This is a genomic window from Brevibacterium atlanticum, assembly GCF_011617245.1.
Taxonomy (GTDB): domain Bacteria; phylum Actinomycetota; class Actinomycetes; order Actinomycetales; family Brevibacteriaceae; genus Brevibacterium; species Brevibacterium atlanticum.
The window spans coordinates 1,556,514-1,572,258 of record NZ_CP050152.1 but is presented as its reverse complement, the minus strand read 5'-3'; the positions used below and the strand labels follow the sequence as shown (position 1 = coordinate 1,572,258).

General features: G+C 65.0%; 14 protein-coding genes. 9 read left to right on the top strand and 5 right to left on the bottom strand.

Annotation, left to right across the window (positions count from 1 at the left end; all coding sequences use genetic code 11):
* Positions 1–29 precede the first annotated feature (29 nt).
* The gene (locus GUY23_RS06915; RefSeq protein WP_166970897.1) at positions 30–821 is read left to right on the top strand and encodes a fructosamine kinase family protein; all 792 of its coding nucleotides are present in this window, start codon (positions 30–32) and stop codon (positions 819–821) included.
* A gap of 116 nt (positions 822–937) precedes the next feature.
* Positions 938–1,672 carry a phosphatase PAP2 family protein gene (locus GUY23_RS06910; protein ID WP_228282775.1) on the top strand — a complete coding sequence of 245 codons (735 nt, stop codon included), beginning with the start codon at positions 938–940 and terminating at the stop codon, positions 1,670–1,672.
* A 33-nt stretch (positions 1,673–1,705) separates the two neighbouring features.
* On the opposite strand, the gene GUY23_RS06905 is transcribed toward GUY23_RS06910, so the two are convergent.
* Positions 1,706–3,562, bottom strand: a complete 1,857-nt coding sequence (locus GUY23_RS06905; protein WP_166970893.1) for an acyl-CoA dehydrogenase — start codon at positions 3,560–3,562, stop codon at positions 1,706–1,708.
* Between the two features lie 134 nt (positions 3,563–3,696).
* Here GUY23_RS06905 and GUY23_RS06900 point away from each other — a divergent pair, with 134 nt between their 5' ends.
* The 4 genes from GUY23_RS06900 to rraA all read left to right on the top strand — a co-directional run bounded on the left by GUY23_RS06900 (position 3,697) and on the right by rraA (position 7,505).
* Positions 3,697–5,094 carry a dicarboxylate/amino acid:cation symporter gene (locus GUY23_RS06900; RefSeq protein WP_166970891.1) on the top strand — a complete coding sequence of 466 codons (1,398 nt, stop codon included), beginning with the start codon at positions 3,697–3,699 and terminating at the stop codon, positions 5,092–5,094.
* 292 nt (positions 5,095–5,386) lie between these two features.
* A complete protein-coding gene (locus GUY23_RS06895) occupies positions 5,387–5,842 on the top strand; it encodes a hypothetical protein (RefSeq protein WP_166970889.1) in 456 nt (151 codons plus the stop codon).
* Positions 5,843–5,969: 127 nt separating this feature from the next.
* Complete coding sequence (locus GUY23_RS06890) at positions 5,970–6,998, top strand: D-cysteine desulfhydrase family protein (protein WP_166970887.1); 1,029 nt, start codon at positions 5,970–5,972, stop codon at positions 6,996–6,998.
* Between the two features lie 39 nt (positions 6,999–7,037).
* Entirely contained in the window at positions 7,038–7,505 is a 468-nt protein-coding gene (gene rraA / locus GUY23_RS06885) for a ribonuclease E activity regulator RraA (RefSeq protein ID WP_166970885.1), read from the top strand.
* A 57-nt stretch (positions 7,506–7,562) separates the two neighbouring features.
* Here rraA and GUY23_RS06880 read toward each other — a convergent pair whose 3' ends face one another.
* Both GUY23_RS06880 and GUY23_RS06875 read right to left on the bottom strand, forming a co-directional pair.
* Positions 7,563–8,078, bottom strand: coding sequence for a hypothetical protein (locus tag GUY23_RS06880; protein WP_166970883.1), 516 nt, complete (start codon positions 8,076–8,078; stop codon positions 7,563–7,565).
* A 43-nt stretch (positions 8,079–8,121) separates the two neighbouring features.
* Entirely contained in the window at positions 8,122–9,711 is a 1,590-nt protein-coding gene (locus GUY23_RS06875) for an acetolactate synthase large subunit (RefSeq protein WP_166970881.1), read from the bottom strand.
* Between the two features lie 168 nt (positions 9,712–9,879).
* Between GUY23_RS06875 and GUY23_RS06870 the strand changes: the two genes are divergently transcribed.
* Positions 9,880–10,821 (top strand): VOC family protein, encoded by a 942-nt coding sequence (locus GUY23_RS06870; RefSeq protein WP_166970879.1) that lies wholly within the window; start codon positions 9,880–9,882, stop codon positions 10,819–10,821.
* An 83-nt stretch (positions 10,822–10,904) separates the two neighbouring features.
* Here the strand turns inward: GUY23_RS06870 and GUY23_RS06865 are convergent, their stop codons facing one another.
* Both GUY23_RS06865 and GUY23_RS06860 read right to left on the bottom strand, forming a co-directional pair.
* The gene (locus GUY23_RS06865) at positions 10,905–11,630 is read right to left on the bottom strand and encodes a CPBP family intramembrane glutamic endopeptidase (protein WP_166970877.1); all 726 of its coding nucleotides are present in this window, start codon (positions 11,628–11,630) and stop codon (positions 10,905–10,907) included.
* A 61-nt stretch (positions 11,631–11,691) separates the two neighbouring features.
* Positions 11,692–12,483, bottom strand: a complete 792-nt coding sequence (locus tag GUY23_RS06860; protein ID WP_166970874.1) for a MerR family transcriptional regulator — start codon at positions 12,481–12,483, stop codon at positions 11,692–11,694.
* Positions 12,484–12,763: 280 nt separating this feature from the next.
* On the opposite strand from GUY23_RS06860, the gene GUY23_RS06855 reads away from it, so the two are divergent.
* Positions 12,764–13,825, top strand: coding sequence for a 2,3-butanediol dehydrogenase (locus tag GUY23_RS06855; RefSeq protein WP_166970872.1), 1,062 nt, complete (start codon positions 12,764–12,766; stop codon positions 13,823–13,825).
* A gap of 427 nt (positions 13,826–14,252) precedes the next feature.
* Positions 14,253–15,716, top strand: a complete 1,464-nt coding sequence (locus GUY23_RS06850; protein ID WP_228282774.1) for an amino acid permease — start codon at positions 14,253–14,255, stop codon at positions 15,714–15,716.
* Positions 15,717–15,745: the final 29 nt, after the last annotated feature.

The window sequence follows — 15,745 nt, the reverse complement described above, 5'->3', positions numbered from 1 at the left end:
GCAGAGCTGGCGAGCGCTAACCTGGAGTTATGAACGTCCATCACCTCAAGAGTCACAGCGACGCACCGGAGGGTTTCTTCGCCGCCGAGGCGGCCGGGCTGAAGTGGTTGGCCGAACCGGGGGTGATCCCCGTCGTCGAGGTCATCGACGTCGGTGCAGATCACCTGCGGCTCGAACGCCTCGAGGAGGTCGGGCCCGACGCGGATGCTGCCGCGGTGTTCGGCCGCGGGCTCGCACGGCTCCATGATGCCGGTGCTCCTGGGTTCGGCTGGTCGCCGTCCGAGTCGGCGTTCTTCGGTCCCCTCGACGCCCCGTTCGCCGTTGCCAACGATGCAGTCTCGCGCTTCTCCGACTATTGGGCCGATCAGCGACTGTCACCGATTCTCACCTGGCTCGACGGACAGCTCACGGATGATGAGAAGGACACGGTCGCCTCGGCGATCGCGGTGATCCGCAGCGGAGCCTTCGACGGTATCTGCGGCGACGGGGTCGAAGCGCCGGCCCGGGTGCATGGTGATCTGTGGGCCGGCAACCTCATGTGGACTCCTGACGGGTGCACGCTCATCGATCCCGCCGCCCACGGCGGGCACCGTCTGGAGGATCTCGCGCTGCTTGCCCTCTTCGGCACCCCGTTCCTCGAGGAGATCTTCTCCGGCTACGAGGAGGCTCATCCGATGCCTACCGGGTGGCGGGAGGACCTGCCTGCGCACAGCTTCTTCGCGCTGCTCGCCCATGTGCGGCTCTTCGGACGCGGTTTCCTCGCTCAGACCCTGGGCGCGGCCCGGTCGATCACTGCTCGCGCACGGTCACTGGGGAACTAGCCACCGTCGTCGTCAGGGTTCAGACGAGCTGGATCGACGAAATCCATTGCAGAATTCATCGTTTCTTTATCGCCAATCGCAGAAGTGATTGTCTGCTCCGTCTAAGATCAGCAGTGATGGTTGCTGAGTCTTATGTCGAATCGAAGGACACGATCGGCAGCCCCTCCGAACCCAGTCCCCGGACGGCTCGACGACAGGGGCTGCTCCTTCGGGCAACCTCGATCTGGGTTCTGGCCCCGGCCTTCGTCGTGGTCACCGTGCTCGCTGCGGGGCCGTTGCGAGTCTGGGACTACAAGCTCAACCGCCGGTGGCTCTACCTCTTCAATCAGGATCTCGTCTGGTTCGTCCAGCACATCCTCGACCCCATCGCCGGGCAGGCCGTCTGCCTTCCGGTACTCGTCATCACGGCGATCACGCTGGCCCGCCGGCGGCGGTCATGGCGGCCGGTCGTCATCGCCGTCGCTGCCGAGGCCGCGTTCTACCTCGGCGTCGGATCGTTCAAGCTGCTGCTCGCCCGCCCGGCGACGACGCTGCACGACCCCCGATTCTTCCAGGGCGGTCTGCTCGACCTCGGCGGGCGCGGAATCAGCTACCCCTCCGGTCACGCCGCCGAGGCGGTGCTCATCTACGGCACGGTCGCCTACCTCATCGCCACCTACAGCAGCGCCTCCACCCGGACCGTTCGACTGCTGTGGTGGGCAGTCGCAGCGGTCAGCGTGAACTCGGTCGCTGTGTCGTTCGCCCTCGGATGGCATTGGGTCACCGACCTCGTCGGGGGCCTGTTGGCCGGTGGACTGTTCCTGCGGATCATCATGAACGTCGATCGAAGAGTGCCGCCATTGAGAAGCTGAACATCCCAGCAGCGCGTCACCGCTGACACTGCGTCACAGCCACGAGTCTTCGAGGTCGCGAAACGTCGTCGTGCGGGCTTCGACGAGGTCGAACCACGGCCCGGTCAGCGGCAGCTCATGGGTGAAGAAGTATCTGGCCGTTGCGATCTTGCCGCGCAGGAACGGTGAGTCACCGCGGTGCCGGGCGGTCACCTCGGCGGCCATTCCCTGCTCCAACCACAGCCAGGCGATGACGGTGTGCCCGACGGCCTCGAGATAGGTCCACGCATTCTCCAACGCGAGGGTGGGATCCTGCTCGGCCCAGACGGTCGCGGTGACGGTTCCGATCCGCTCGACGGCGGCACACAGCGCCGCGGCTTCGGCGTACCATGCGGATGTCTCGGCCGCCTCGGCGACGGTCTCTTGCATCCGCTCGAGGAGGGTCGTCAGCCCGGCACCGCGGGCCATGATCATCTTCCGACCGAGCAGATCCTTGGCCTGGATGCCGTGGGTGCCTTCATGGATCGGGTTGAGTCGGTTGTCGCGGTAGAGCTGTTCGACGTCGTGGTCGCGGGTGTATCCGGCACCGCCGAGCACCTGAATCGCGTGATCGTTGGCCTTGAGGCACCACACGCTCGGCCAGGTCTTGACGATCGGGGTAAGCACGTCGAGCAGCAGCGCCGCACGATCACGGTCGGCTGCCTCGGGCGCGGTCTCGGATTCGTCGAGCAGACGTGCGGCGTAGAGGATGAGGCCGAGCCCGCCTTCGACGTAGCTCTTCGACGCCAGCAGCATGCGCCGGACGTCGGCGTGCTCGACGATCGGAACCTGGCCGGCATCCGTGCCCTTCGCTCCGTCGGGTCGGCCCTGTCGACGGTCACGGGCATAGGCCAGGGCGTCGAGATATCCGCGGTAGCCCAGTGCGACGGCGCCGGCCCCGACACCGATGCGCGCCTCGTTCATCATGTGGAACATGCAGGTCAGGCCCTGCCCGCGCTCCCCCACGAGGTAGCCGATCGCACCCGCGGAACCGGCAGGGCGGTGGGTGCCCTCACCGAAGTTGAGCAGCGTGTTCGTCGTTCCCCGCCAGCCCATCTTGTGGTTGAGACCAGCCAGGACGACGTCGTTGCGCTCGCCGAGGCTGCCGTCGGCTTCGACGAGGAACTTCGGAACGAGGAAGAGGCTCAGCCCTTTCGTGCCCGGTCCGTCGCCTTCGGCGCGGGCGAGGACGAGGTGGACGATGTTGTCCGAGAGTTCGTGATCGCCGCCGGAGATCCACATCTTCGTGCCGTGGATGCGGAACGCGCCATCGCTGCCGGCGGGATCGGGCACGGCCTTCGTCGTGACGTCACCCAAGGAGGAACCGACCTCGGGTTCAGACAGGCACATGGTGCCGAAGAACCGCCCGTCGAGCTCGGGGCCGACATACCGCTCCACGAGAGCGGGATCAGCGTACTCGCGCAGCAGATTCGCGTTCGCCATGGTCAGCATCGGGTAGCTGGAGGTGGCGATATTGGCGGCCTGGAACCATACGAAGCACGCCTTCGCCACCGTCTGCGGCAGCTGGATTCCACCGACCTCGTCGTCCATCGTCGCCGACAGCAGCCCGATGTCGGCAAATTGGTCGAGGGCCGCTTTGATCTCCGGGATCAGGGTCACCCTCTGTCCGTCGAAGGTCGGTTCGTTGAGGTCGGACTTGCGCGAGTGCGTGGCGAAGCTCGCCTTGGCCAGGTCCTCGCTCGCTGACAGGAGCGAGTCGAAGACCTCACGAGAGTGGTCGGAGAAGCGGTCCCTGTCGGTCAGTTCGTCGACCTTGAGCCAGTCGTAGAGGAGGAATCCGATGTCCCTGGCCGACAGGAGGGATTCCGGGGCGGTCGGTTCGGCGCCGTTGCCTGGGTTCTCTTCAGTCACGTTCCTCAGTCTAGACTAATCGTTCGTTCAGTGTAGAGAGCGCAACTTTCCTTCCTGACAAGATGTGTGCGCACCAGCTCATCCCGACCAGTAGGATCGCTCCGGCAGAACGCACTACGTGAAAGGCAGACCCTATGGCCTCCCCCACCGACGCGGACACCGCCGCTGACTCACGATCCGGCTCGAGGCTCGCCCGGATCCTGCGCAACTACCGCTTCCCGCTCTTCATCCTCACCGGTGTCGTCATCGGCGCGATCATCGGGCTGATCTTCGGCGAGAGTGCGACCGTCATCAAACCGTTCGGCACGCTGTTCATCAACATGATGTTCACCCTCGTCGTTCCCCTCGTCTTCTTCTCCATCTCCTCGGCCGTGGCGGGGATGTCCTCAGCCAAACGCCTGGGCACAATCCTCGGCGGAATGCTCGGAGTCTTCGCCGTCACCGGCATCATCGCCTCGCTCGTCATGGTCGCCGCCCTGTGGATCACGAAAGCCACCGAGGGCGTACAGGTCGAGATGACACAGCCGAAGGACGTCGAGGAGGTCGGTTCCATCGGCGACCAGCTCGTCCAGACCTTCGTCGTCGACGATTTCACGAAGATCCTGTCGGCCGAGCACATGCTCGCCCTCATCGTCTTCGCCGTCATCGTCGGCATCACCACCAGCAGCATCGGTGAGAAGGGCAAGCCCTTCGCCGCATTCCTCGAATCGGGCTCCGAGGTGTTCCTCCGGTTCACCTCGATCATCATGTACTACGCCCCGATCGGCCTGGGTGCCTACTTCGCCGCTCTCATCGGCGAACTCGGGGCTCAGCTCGTCGGCGACTACGTCCGCGCCTTCCTCGTCTACTATCCCGTGGCGATCATCTACTTCGTCGCCGCATTCACGCTCTATGCGTTCCTCGCCGGAGGTCGCCGAGGTGTCACGAAGTTCTGGTCGAACATCATCGAGCCGACGGCGATCTCTCTGGGCACGTCCTCCTCGGTGGCGGCGATCCCTGCGAACCTGCGTGCCGGCGAGCGCATCGGAGTCCCCCGCGACATCAGGGAGACGATCATTCCGATCGGGGCGACAATCCATATGGAGGGGTCGAGCCTGTCTGCGATCCTCAAGATCGCGTTCCTCTTCGCCGTCTTCCAGCGGGACTTCTTCACACCCGGCAACATCCTCATCGGCATCGCCGTGGCTCTGCTCGCAGGGATGGTCATGGCCGGCATCCCCTCAGGCGGGTTCATCGGCGAGCTGATGATCATCACGCTCTACGGCTTCCCCGCCGCAGCTCTGCCGATCATCCAGATCATCGGCACCGTCATCGACCCACCGGCCACGACGGTCAACTCCGTCGGCGACCAGGCGAGCTCGATGATGGTCGCGCGCATCCTCGACGGCAAGGACTGGATGGAGAAGTCCGATGACGATGCGGACACCCTCACCGAGGCGGCCCCCACCGCTGTGGACGAATCCGCCGATCGTGAGGCTCCCGCAGCCGCGCGTCCTTCCTCGGCACAAGCGGCTTCGGCACAAGAGTCCTAGTCACGATGGCATCTCATTGCATCGACGAATCTGTTGCATTCGTCCCCCGCCGGCGGCCGGTCCACGCTGCATCAGCCCGCGGGCCCGCCGTCGGCCATCGGCCGAATCACTGTCAAGGGGCTCTGCCGTGTAACGGTCGTACGCGCAGGACTGCAACATTCGGTTCTCCCAGCCGTGACCTGTTCTGACGGTCTTCACAGATTCCGCTGTCGGCCTCTCACTCACGATGGCGATACTGGTCTGCGTCGACGGCACATCCGATGCCGGATCACCGAGGAGAAAGGCCATCACTGTGAACACCACGATCCGCAACAGGGCGGCAGGTTTGGGAATCGCCACGATCATCGGCTTCGCCGGAGTCGCGGTCACCGACGGGACCGCTCTGGCTTCACCGGGAACGCAGACGGCTGCCGGCGACACTGCGGCGACCGCTGCCTCAGCGGCACAGAGCACCGGTCATCCGTCGGCGGCCGCCGACTATGCCGATGAGCTTGTCCGTGCGTGGGGCACCGGCTCTGACATCGACGTCGGGGAACGTGCCGCGAAGAGTGTCGTCGACGCGCTCGACGACCACGGCGACGCTCATGTGACTCAGTGGGATCGCGTCGCTGCCGACGCCGACTCGAGCTGGACTCGTGTGGTGTATACGAACAGAGTCACTGCCGAGATGATGACTGTGACCGTCGCCAACAAGACGGCCGCCGACGACGAAGAGCAGGCAGTCCGCTCCGTCGAATTCGACGATTGAGTTCGGGTGCCCCGCCGGGACAGAGTCGACGACGGCGCGGGCTCTGACGAACCGCAGCTCGCAGGGTGCGGTCGGAGTACAGAGGTCCGCAGCCAACAGAGGTCCGTGATCAGTAGACTGAGGAACCATGGTCGACCTCAACGCATTTCCCCGCCGCAGCTACACCGACGGTCCGACCCCGCTGGAGCATCTGCCGAGACTGTCGGCAGAGCTCGGCGGGCCGCAGATCTGGGTCAAACGCGATGATCAGCTCGGCCTGACTCAGGGCGGGAACAAGACGCGCAAGCTCGAGTTCCTCATCGCCGATGCCCTTGAGCGGGGTGCCGATTGCCTCATCACCGTCGGCGGTGTGCAGTCCAACCACTGCCGTCTGACCCTGTCGGCCGCGCGCAGGGAAGGGCTCGACTGCCATCTCATCGTCGAGGAGGATCTCGGCCCCGACGGTTCGCCGCTCGGTCCTGCAGGGGCGAACCCGCCGGAGTTCACGGGCAATTTCCTGCTCTTCGACCTCCTCGGCGCGGATTCGGTCGAGGTGCTCGGAAACGGTGCCGACCTCCTGGGTGAGGCTGAGAAGCTCGCTGAGACTCTGAAAGCTGAGGGGAAGAATCCGTACGTCATTCCCGTCGGCGGTTCGAATCCAATCGGTGCGCTCGGGTATGTCGATTGCGCCCACGAGATGCTCGCTCAGTTCGCCGAGGCGGGGCTCGAGTCGGAGTCGACATCGATCGTGACTCCCAGCGGGTCGGCGGGGATGCAGGCGGGCCTCATCGTCGGCCTTCACGCCGCCGGCAGCGACGTCCCCGTCATCGGAATCAACGTCAGCCGCTCTCGCGCCGATCAGGAACCCAAGATCACCGGCCTCGTCGACTCCACCGCGGAAATACTCGAACTGCCACCGGTCCCCCGCGACCGCACTGAGGGACTCGGCGACTACGTCGGTACCGGCTATGCGCTGCCGACCGAGGGCATGGTCGAGGCCGTCAGGCTCTTCGCCCGCACCGAAGGAATCCTCCTCGACCCCGTCTACACCGGCAAGGCAGCCGCCGGTCTCGTCGGCCTCGTCCGCGGCGGCCGGTTCGGACCCGACGACACGGTGGTCTTCATCCACTCCGGCGGAGTGCCCGGGCTCTATGCTCGAACGCAGGCATTCGCCTGAGCACTTCAGGTACGCATACCATCAGCGGAAGGCACAGATATGACAGTTTCGACGGCAGACCTCTGGGACGAACGCGGCGATGAGCTGTACTCGATCGCTCTCAACTTCGGTGATTTCGGAGCCAAGGTCGCGTTCTCCGGCCCGGCCCGCACGATTCGCTGCTTCCAGGACAACGGTCTGGTCAAGAAGACGCTCAATGAGCCCGGCGACGGCGCTGTCCTCGTCATCGACGGCGACGGGTCGATCGCCACCGCATTGATGGGTGACATGATCGCCGAGGCTGGGGTGCACAATGGCTGGTCAGGTGTCGTCATCAACGGAGCCGTTCGCGACCGCGAGGCCCTGGCCGAGATGGATTTCGGCATCAAGGCCCTGGCCAGCAATCCGCGCAAGAGCGCGAAGGACGCCGTCGGTGAGATCGATGTGCCACTGGAGATCGGTGGGGCGATCATCCGTCCCGGAGCCATGATCTTCGCCGACGCCGACGGGGTCGCAGTCGAGAAGTAGTCACTCGGGAGATGCCGGTCTGGCCGGTCGAACGATGCCGACGCGACCCGGACCCACTTACCGGTGGACGGTGTCGAAGCTCTGATCGGATGCGTCCCAGACGCCGGCGACGGCGATGCTGTCATCTGCCGTGAGATCGGCCACCGTGTCCCGGTGGTAGAGGTACGACCATTCTCCGGCGGACAGGTCGCCGGTGACCATGAGGATGTCGTAGTCGAAGGCTGCCTGTGACACAGCTTGGACGATCTGCGCCGTGGCCTCCATGTCCGCCGCCTCGTCCTCATCGGAGGCGAATTCCACGTGGAGCCGGTCGGGTTCGTTCTCCTCATCGAAGTCCGGGTTCGCCTCGGACTCGAGGTAGACATCGACGTCATCCAAGGGCTTCGCCAGATAGTCCGCAAGGTCCTCGGTCGAGTCGAACCCCTGCGCCACGACTTCCAGTGTCTGCGTCGGGGTCGATGCTGCCTCTGGTGCGTCTCCTGTGTCGGTGCCACAGCCGCTGAGCGCGACGAGAGAAGCAATGGCCAGTCCAGCGGCCAGGGCGACCGGGGCAGACTTCGAAACGGACCTCATGCACTCCACCCTATCGGCGGAGTGACCGACGGACTGTATCGGCCTACACCGCCACCTCGATGAGCCGCGGACCCGAGTCGGCCAGACCGGCTGCGAAATCACGATCGAGGCTCTCGATGGTCTCCACGCGTGTCGCCGGAACGCCCATTCCTTTTGCCAGGCTGACCCAGTCGATGTCAGGGCTGCCGATGTCGAGCAGCGACTGTGCCTTGGGCCCGAAGTCCGGCACACCGACGTTGGACATCTCGTTGCGCAGGATCTGGTACTTCCGGTTGGCGAAGATGAGCACGACGACATCGAGCTGTTCCCGGGCATAGGTCCACAGTGCTTGAGGCGTGTACATCCCCGAGCCGTCGGATTCGAGCACGACGACCTTTCGGTCAGGATTCGCGACCGCCGCTCCCACTCCGACCGGCAGCGCCCACCCGATCGATCCTCCGGTGCCGCCGAGGTAGTCGTGCGGGGCCGATGTCGCCGTCTGAGCGTAGAAGTCGCGTCCTGTGGTGATCGACTCATCGAGCACGATCGCATTCTCGGGGATCGCTCCGGAGAGCCACGCCGCGAGCTTGGCCGGAGTGATCGTCCCGTCGGGCCTCGGAGGTGGAGCCAGCTCCGCCCGCACCGTGGGGAAGACGGATCCGCTGTCGGCAGCCTCGGCGAGGTTATGCTCGTTCGATCCTGCACCGATCGCCTCGCGCAGCGCCTCGAGCGCGTTGAGCGAATCGGCGCCGATGGGACTGAGATGGAAGAACGTCGATCCCGGTTGAGTGAGCACGCTCGGCTTATCGGGGTAGGCGAAGAAGGCGACCGGCGGTTTGGCATCGACGAGGATGAAGGCGTCGAAGTTCTTCAGTAGCTCGACCGAGGGCTCGACGGGGTAGGGGATCTTCGTCACCGTCGGACGGCCGGCACCGCGCTCGGTGCGTGGGGCGAAGGTCTCCGCCAACACCGAGGCACCGGTGGCCGACGCGATCTGCGCCGCAGCCTCGAGCTGCTCGGTCCGCAGAGCCCGCCCACCGAGGAGGATGGCAGTCCGACGCCCCGATTCCCTCAGCCGCGCCGCAGCGGCGTCGACCTCGGCGGGATCGGTCGTGCGCGGCGTCGGGACGACCGCTGTCGGTGGCCCCTGGTACTCATCGGCGGCATTCCACGCGATGTCGGCGGGAAGAATGAGCGAGCTGATCCGTCCCGGCAGGCTGAAGCCGAGGGCGTCGGCGGCATCGGCGGCGATGGAATTCGCCGACGGTGATGTGCGCACCCAATTGCTGAACGGCCGCAGCGCCCCTTCGATATCCGAGGTCAGAGGCGCATCGAGGCCACGGTGATAGCCGGCGTGATCGCCGATGATATTGACGATCGAAGCTCTGGCTCGCAGCGCATTGTGCAGAGCGGACAGCCCGTTGGCCGCACCCGGCCCGAGGTGCAGCAGAGTCGCGGCCGGCTTGTCGAGCATCCGCGAATAGCCGTCGGCGGCGCCGGTGACGATCCCTTCGAAGAGCCCGAGCACACCGCGGACATGCGGCTGCCGGTCGAGTGCCGCCACGAAGTGCATCTCCGAGGTTCCGGGATTCGCGAAGCACACCTCGATCCCGTTGTGCCCCAGCGCCTCCAACAGGCTCTCGGCCCCGTTCATGCCATCATCTCCTTCGACGTCAATCATGGATGCCATCGCATCCACGAGCAGCATTCGCTCTCTGTCGTATCACATCACAGGGAGCGTCTTGATTTCCTCGACGTCTCAGCGTAGAGTTTTGGTTGAATATTCAACTACTTACGCGGATCCTCTCGAAGGAATGAGACCATGACTGCCATCGACACCACTACATCCGTCGCCCCGGTCAACAACACCACACTCAGCGCGGCCACCGGTATGGACGCCGTCACCCTTCGCGTCGGCGACCTCGAGAAGATGTCCTCCTACTACTCCAACGCCCTGGCCATGGAGCCGCTGGAGGAGTCCTCGCGCGGCTCCGAGGTCCACCGGGTGCTGGGTCGCGGCACCACTCCCCTCGTCAAACTCGTCGCCACTCCCGGCCTGCCCGGCGTCGACCCCCGCCAGGCCGGCCTGTTCCACACGGCATTCCTCTTCGAGGACAAGGCCGCGCTGGCCGCGACGGTCGCTCACGCCGCGCAGAATACGAACAGCCGGTTCGTCGGCTCCAGTGACCACCTCGTCAGCCAGGCGTTCTACTTCACCGACCCCGAGGGCAACGGCATCGAGCTCTACGTCGATCGTGACCGATCGGTGTGGACGCATTCGGTCGACGGTGAGGTCCAGATGGACTCGCTCTACCTCGACCCCAACAAATTCCTCGAACGCCACCTGAGCAACGAGGTCCTCGCAGCCACCTCGGCGGAACCGGGAATCGTCGGCCACGTCCACCTGCAGGTCGGCAATGTCCCGCGGGCCCGTGAGTTCTACGTCGATGCCCTCGGCTTCGAACCCACCCTGGCCTCAATGCCGGGTGTGCTCTTCGCCTCGGCCGGCGGATACCACCACCATGTCGCGATGAACACGTGGAACAGCCGCGGCGCCGGTCCCCGTGCGGCCAGCCTCGGTCTCGGCAATGTTGCCATCAGTGTTCCCGGCCGCGAGGACCTCGACGCCCTCGTCGCCCGACTGCGTGCCCGCAAGATGGACTTCGCCGACGATGGACGTCAGGTGCGCCTCAACGACCCATGGGGCACGCAGGTGACACTGTCCATCGGGACCAGCTCCATCGACGAGACGCTCGCCCGGTAGTTCGTCGTCGACAGCGAGTACTCCCCTGGCAGAGCAGCGTGCGGCCCGGAACGCTCAGTGCGTTCCGGGCCGCACTCATCGCCTCATCCGCTCAGCCCGAGGATCACCGGGACGAAGAGTGCCGTGGCGTTGTTGAACGCATGGACGATCACACCCGACCAGACGGACCCTGTCTTGTGGAAGAGGATCCCGTTGACGATCCCGACGATGAATGCCACCGGAAGCACAGGGTTGATCCCGTGGGCGAGCGCGAAGATCGCGGCGCTGACAAGGACTCCCACCCATGGGCCGAACCTCAGCAGACCGGAGGTGAGGACGCCGCGGAAGAAGAATTCCTCGCCGATCGGCGTGAGCACGGCCCCCATGAGGGCGGTGAGGATCACGGTGAACACTCCCCCTGCTGCGGCGGCCGCCTGGTAGTCGCCCTGGACGTTGCCGATGCCTCCGTTGATCGCATAGGAGATCAGCGACACGATCGTTCCGAGCACCCAGCACCCGATGCCGAGCAGGGCGGCGATGATCAGTGACCGCCTGGAGGCGCGCTTGAGGCCGAAGGCTGAGAATCCGCGGATTCGTATGGCGACGGCGACAGCGAAGGCGAAGAGCCCCATGAGTCCCGAGAGCCCGAGCTGGACGATGCCGTTGATCACTGCCAGGTCGTCCGGGATCGCCTTGAGGATGAGATAGACCGCCCCGAAGGCGACCACGTAGGCGATGAGCCCGATGATCATCTCGGGCCAGCCCGGCCGCGACGGTGCCGAGTGTCCACGGGTGAGGTGCGGTTGAGGTGAGCTGAGTGAGACATTCATTCTTCTGCCCTTTCTGATATCGACTGATGACGACAGTCGAAACCCTGCCCCAAGGGCAGGGTCAAGGGGTCTGCTGAGATTTCTCTGCGATGATCGGCTCCATCCGGACGAGCACGTCGAACTGAGCCGGATTGTAGAGCTCGATCATGGCCTTCCCGATCATTTCGTCGACCTCCCGGCGTCGATGGTGGGGAATCTCGCCGAGGCGGCCCGACCATCCGTACCGCTCCTGGATATCTCTGACCTCTGGGCCCAACCGCCTGGCCAGGTCCGCGCGTTCCCGCTCCCCCGCCTCGGCGGGCAATGCCTGAAACCGTCGGGAGGCTTCGGTGTGGTTGATCTCGGTGAGCATCGTCCGCATTGAGTCCAGCGTGGCCTCATCGAGGAAACGCGAATAGACGAGCAGCAGACCGCGATCGGCTGCGGTGAGCTCATTTCTGACGTGGCCGAATCCGCTCGGCAGGTCGACTGCCGACCCGTGCTCGAGGATTGCCGCGATGTCCTCCCGCATCTGCTGCTGTCTGGCGACGCTGATCTCGAGTTCGCGGTCAAGAGCTCGCAGCGTCTCGCGCTGGGAGGAGTCGCCGTCTCCCTCTGCCGGTCCCCCATCGTCGCCGCTCTCCTTGTCACCGCTTCCGGGATCTGGGTCCATCTCCCCGATCTGATGGAGTGAGAACCCCAGTTCGCTCAAACGTCGAATCTGCAGCAGTCGAACGAGGTGGTCGATCTCGTAGCGCTTGTACCCGTTCGGAGCTCGCTCGGGCTGGGCCAACAGACCCCGCGAATGGTAGTGGCGAATCGTCTTGACCGTCGTCTCGGCCAAGATCGCGAGTTCACTGGTGCTCCACGCCATCGCCCCACCTCCTCAGCGCCCCGTGAGATCGGCGTACCCGACCCCGGCATTGGGACCATTATCGCAGGCGCACTCCGGCGTCCGGCAAGCTCGAGACATTGCAATCAACGTCGAGTCGATGCAATCGGGCGCAACCCTGTCCCCGTCGGTGATCGACTCCTTAGGGTGGGGCGGTGAGCCGCCGATTCCGGGCACCGACGCCCGGAATCGCCCGCGCCTGTCGGTCGCGCTCAACCGATCGGCCATCACGGCTCCGCCCACCGCGTCGAGAGGACACACTATGAGAGCAGCACGTTTCCACGATCGCAAGGACATCCGGATCGAGGACATCCCCGAGCCCGAACTCCTGCCGGGCACCGTCGCCATCGACGTCGCCTGGTGCGGCATCTGCGGCACCGACCTCCACGAATACCTCGAAGGCCCGATCTTCGTCCCACCCGCAGGACATCCCCATCCGATCTCCGGCGAGGATGCCCCGGTGACGATGGGACACGAATTCTCCGGCACGATCACCGCCCTCGGCGAAGGAGTCACGGACCTCGAGGTCGGAGCGAACGTCGTCGTCGAGCCCTACATCATCGCCGACGACGTCGACACGAGCATCGGTGAGAGCTACCAGCTGTCGAAGGACATGAACTTCATCGGACTCGGCGGCCGCGGCGGCGGACTGGCCGAGAAGATCGTCGTCCAACGCCGCTGGGTCCATCCGATCGGTGACATCCCCCTCGACGAGGCGGCCCTCATCGAGCCCCTGTCGGTGGCCCACCACGCGTTCGTCCGCTCAGGAGCACAGGCTGGGCAGATCGCCATCGTCGGCGGCGCCGGGCCGATCGGCCTCCTCACCGCAGCCGTCCTCAAAGCAGAAGGGCTGACGGTCTTCATCTCCGAACTCTCCGAAGCACGCAAAGCCAAAGCGCTCTCAACCGGGGTGGCCGACGAGGTGTTCGATCCCAGGGACGGCGACGTCGCCGAGGCGGTGCGGCAGCGCACCGGCGGCCGCGGTGCCGATGTCGGCTTCGAATGCTCCTCGGTGCCGGTCGTCCTCGACATGCTCCTCGACGCGGTGCGCCCCGGCGGAGTCATCGTCAACGTCTCCATCTGGGGCCACAAGCCCGAGGTCGACATGCCGAAGCTCGTTCTCAAAGAGATCGACCTGCGCGGCACCATCGGCTACTCCGGAGATCACCCGGCGACGATCGCGCTGGCCGGCAGCGACGAACTCGATCTCTCCGCGTTCATCACCGCCAAGATCGGCCTCGACGACCTCATCTCCGGCGGGTTCGACGAACTCATCAACAACAACGAACAGCACGTGAAGATCATCGTCGACCCGCGCGCCTGAGATCCCGGTCGCCTGAGTCCCCGGAGACCTGTTCGGCGCTCCTCCACGAGCTCCCCGCAGATTCGATGGAGCAGAATGTAGATTCCTTCCGCTTGAATCTACATTCTGCTCCCTCGATTTCTGCATTCACGCGCACACCTCCGCACGGGGGAGCTGGCGCCACACTTTGCAGGGATGCGCAGTTGTGCCACGTGGTTGAGAATCGTCCATCACGACGGCACCTATTCGGCCGCCGAGAAGAAGTGGTACGGGTGAGTCCCTCACACCGACAACACCGTCGGAACTCCGGGTGCGGCCAGTGGGTGGGCGCATGAATTTCCGTTGAGCATTCTTTGTGTAGAATCCCGGAGGCAGTGTCAACAGAGACTGCCTGGAAGCTCGGAATCCGACACCGGAGCCGGGCACTGGTTCACAAGGAGATTGCTCGATGAGCGAACCTACCGACACCGGCAGCACCGGCACGGAAGCGGCAGCAGGCGGCAGTGCGAAACTGCGCAATCGACACATCACCATGATCACCCTCGGCGGGATCATCGGCGCCAGCCTGTTCGTCGGCTCTGGAAACGTCATCCGCTCAACGGGACCAGCCGCAATCATCTCCTACCTCCTCGGCGGCCTCCTGGTCTTCCTCGCCATGCGCATGCTCGGCGAGATGTCCGCCCGCAGACCCTCGGTCGGATCGTTCATGGACTACGCGAACGAATCGATGGGCGGTTGGGCCGCCTACCTCGTCGGCTGGCTGTACTGGTATTTCTGGGTCGGTGTCATCGCCTACGAGGCCGTCGTCGGCGGAGGCATCCTCTCCGGCTGGTTCCCGGCCGTCCCGACCTGGCTGTGGTCGCTCCTCCTCGTCCTCGTCTTCATCGGCACGAACATCCTCTCGGTGCGCGTCTTCGGTGAGGTCGAGTTCTGGCTGGCCAGCGTCAAGGTCATCACGATCGTCGTCTTCCTCGTCGTGGGTGCGCTCTTCGCCCTCGGCCTCTGGCCGCACGCGACGAACTCCGTGTCCAACCTGTGGAATCACGGCGGCTTCATGCCGATGGGCTTCAGCGCAGTGATGATCGGTGTCGCCACCGTCATCTTCAGCTACTTCGGCACCGAGATCGCCGTCATGGCCTCCGCCGAATCCGTCGATCCTGCCCGTGGCATCACGCAGGCCACGCACACCGTCATCTGGCGCATCCTCCTCTTCTTCGTCGGCGGAGTCCTCATCGTTGTCACCGCGGTCCCTTGGGACAAACTTCCCGACCCTGATGAGATCGCACCATTCGCCTACGTCTACGGACTCTTCGGTCTTCCCGGCGCTGCACAGATCATGACGATCGTTCTGTTCACCGCCGTCATCTCGGTCCTCAACTCCGGCCTCTACTCGGCCTCCCGCATGTTCGCCTCCCTGGCCGATAAGGGATACGCACCGCGCATCATCCGCAGACGGTCGAAGACGAATGTGCCGGTCGCCGCCCTCATCGCCTCGAGCCTCGGCGCACTGGCCGCCGTCGTCGCGAACTTCACCGTGCCAGCGTCGGGCATCTTCGACTTCATCATGAACTCCGGCGGCCTCGTCGCACTCTTCGTCTATGTCTTCATCTCCCTCGCCCAGTGGCGCATGCGGATGAAGCTGACGCCTGCCGAACGCGCGACCCTGACCCTGAAGTCGTGGCTGACACCGGTGCTCAACATCTTCCTCATCGCCGTGGTGATCGGGGTCGTCATCATCATGCTGCTGAGCGAAGACGGCCGCGCCCAGGTGTGGACGAGCCTCGTGGCCACCGCTGTGCTCTTCGCCGTATGGCCGCTGGTCAAGCGCAAGCTCAACGCCCGCGGAGTCGATACCTCACCGGCGATGGACCAACGCGCAGCCGCCGCGAAAGCGGACTCGGCCTCGTCCTGATCCGAGTCGGGACGACCCGGGGCCGGGCC

What these genes read in the sequence shown, in the direction of transcription:
- GUY23_RS06915 (WP_166970897.1), top strand. Translation starts at nt 30, where the DNA reads ATGAACGTCCATCACCTCAAGAGTCACAGCGACGCACCGGAGGGTTTC.
- GUY23_RS06850 (WP_228282774.1), top strand. Translation starts at nt 14,253, where the DNA reads ATGAGCGAACCTACCGACACCGGCAGCACCGGCACGGAAGCGGCAGCA.
- GUY23_RS06900 (WP_166970891.1), top strand. Translation starts at nt 3,697, where the DNA reads ATGGCCTCCCCCACCGACGCGGACACCGCCGCTGACTCACGATCCGGC.
- GUY23_RS06860 (WP_166970874.1), bottom strand. Translation starts at nt 12,483, where the DNA reads ATGGCGTGGAGCACCAGTGAACTCGCGATCTTGGCCGAGACGACGGTC.
- GUY23_RS06875 (WP_166970881.1), bottom strand. Translation starts at nt 9,711, where the DNA reads ATGAACGGGGCCGAGAGCCTGTTGGAGGCGCTGGGGCACAACGGGATC.
- GUY23_RS06880 (WP_166970883.1), bottom strand. Translation starts at nt 8,078, where the DNA reads ATGAGGTCCGTTTCGAAGTCTGCCCCGGTCGCCCTGGCCGCTGGACTG.
- GUY23_RS06910 (WP_228282775.1), top strand. Translation starts at nt 938, where the DNA reads ATGGTTGCTGAGTCTTATGTCGAATCGAAGGACACGATCGGCAGCCCC.
- GUY23_RS06870 (WP_166970879.1), top strand. Translation starts at nt 9,880, where the DNA reads ATGACTGCCATCGACACCACTACATCCGTCGCCCCGGTCAACAACACC.
- GUY23_RS06865 (WP_166970877.1), bottom strand. Translation starts at nt 11,630, where the DNA reads ATGAATGTCTCACTCAGCTCACCTCAACCGCACCTCACCCGTGGACAC.
- GUY23_RS06890 (WP_166970887.1), top strand. Translation starts at nt 5,970, where the DNA reads ATGGTCGACCTCAACGCATTTCCCCGCCGCAGCTACACCGACGGTCCG.
- rraA (WP_166970885.1), top strand. Translation starts at nt 7,038, where the DNA reads ATGACAGTTTCGACGGCAGACCTCTGGGACGAACGCGGCGATGAGCTG.
- GUY23_RS06855 (WP_166970872.1), top strand. Translation starts at nt 12,764, where the DNA reads ATGAGAGCAGCACGTTTCCACGATCGCAAGGACATCCGGATCGAGGAC.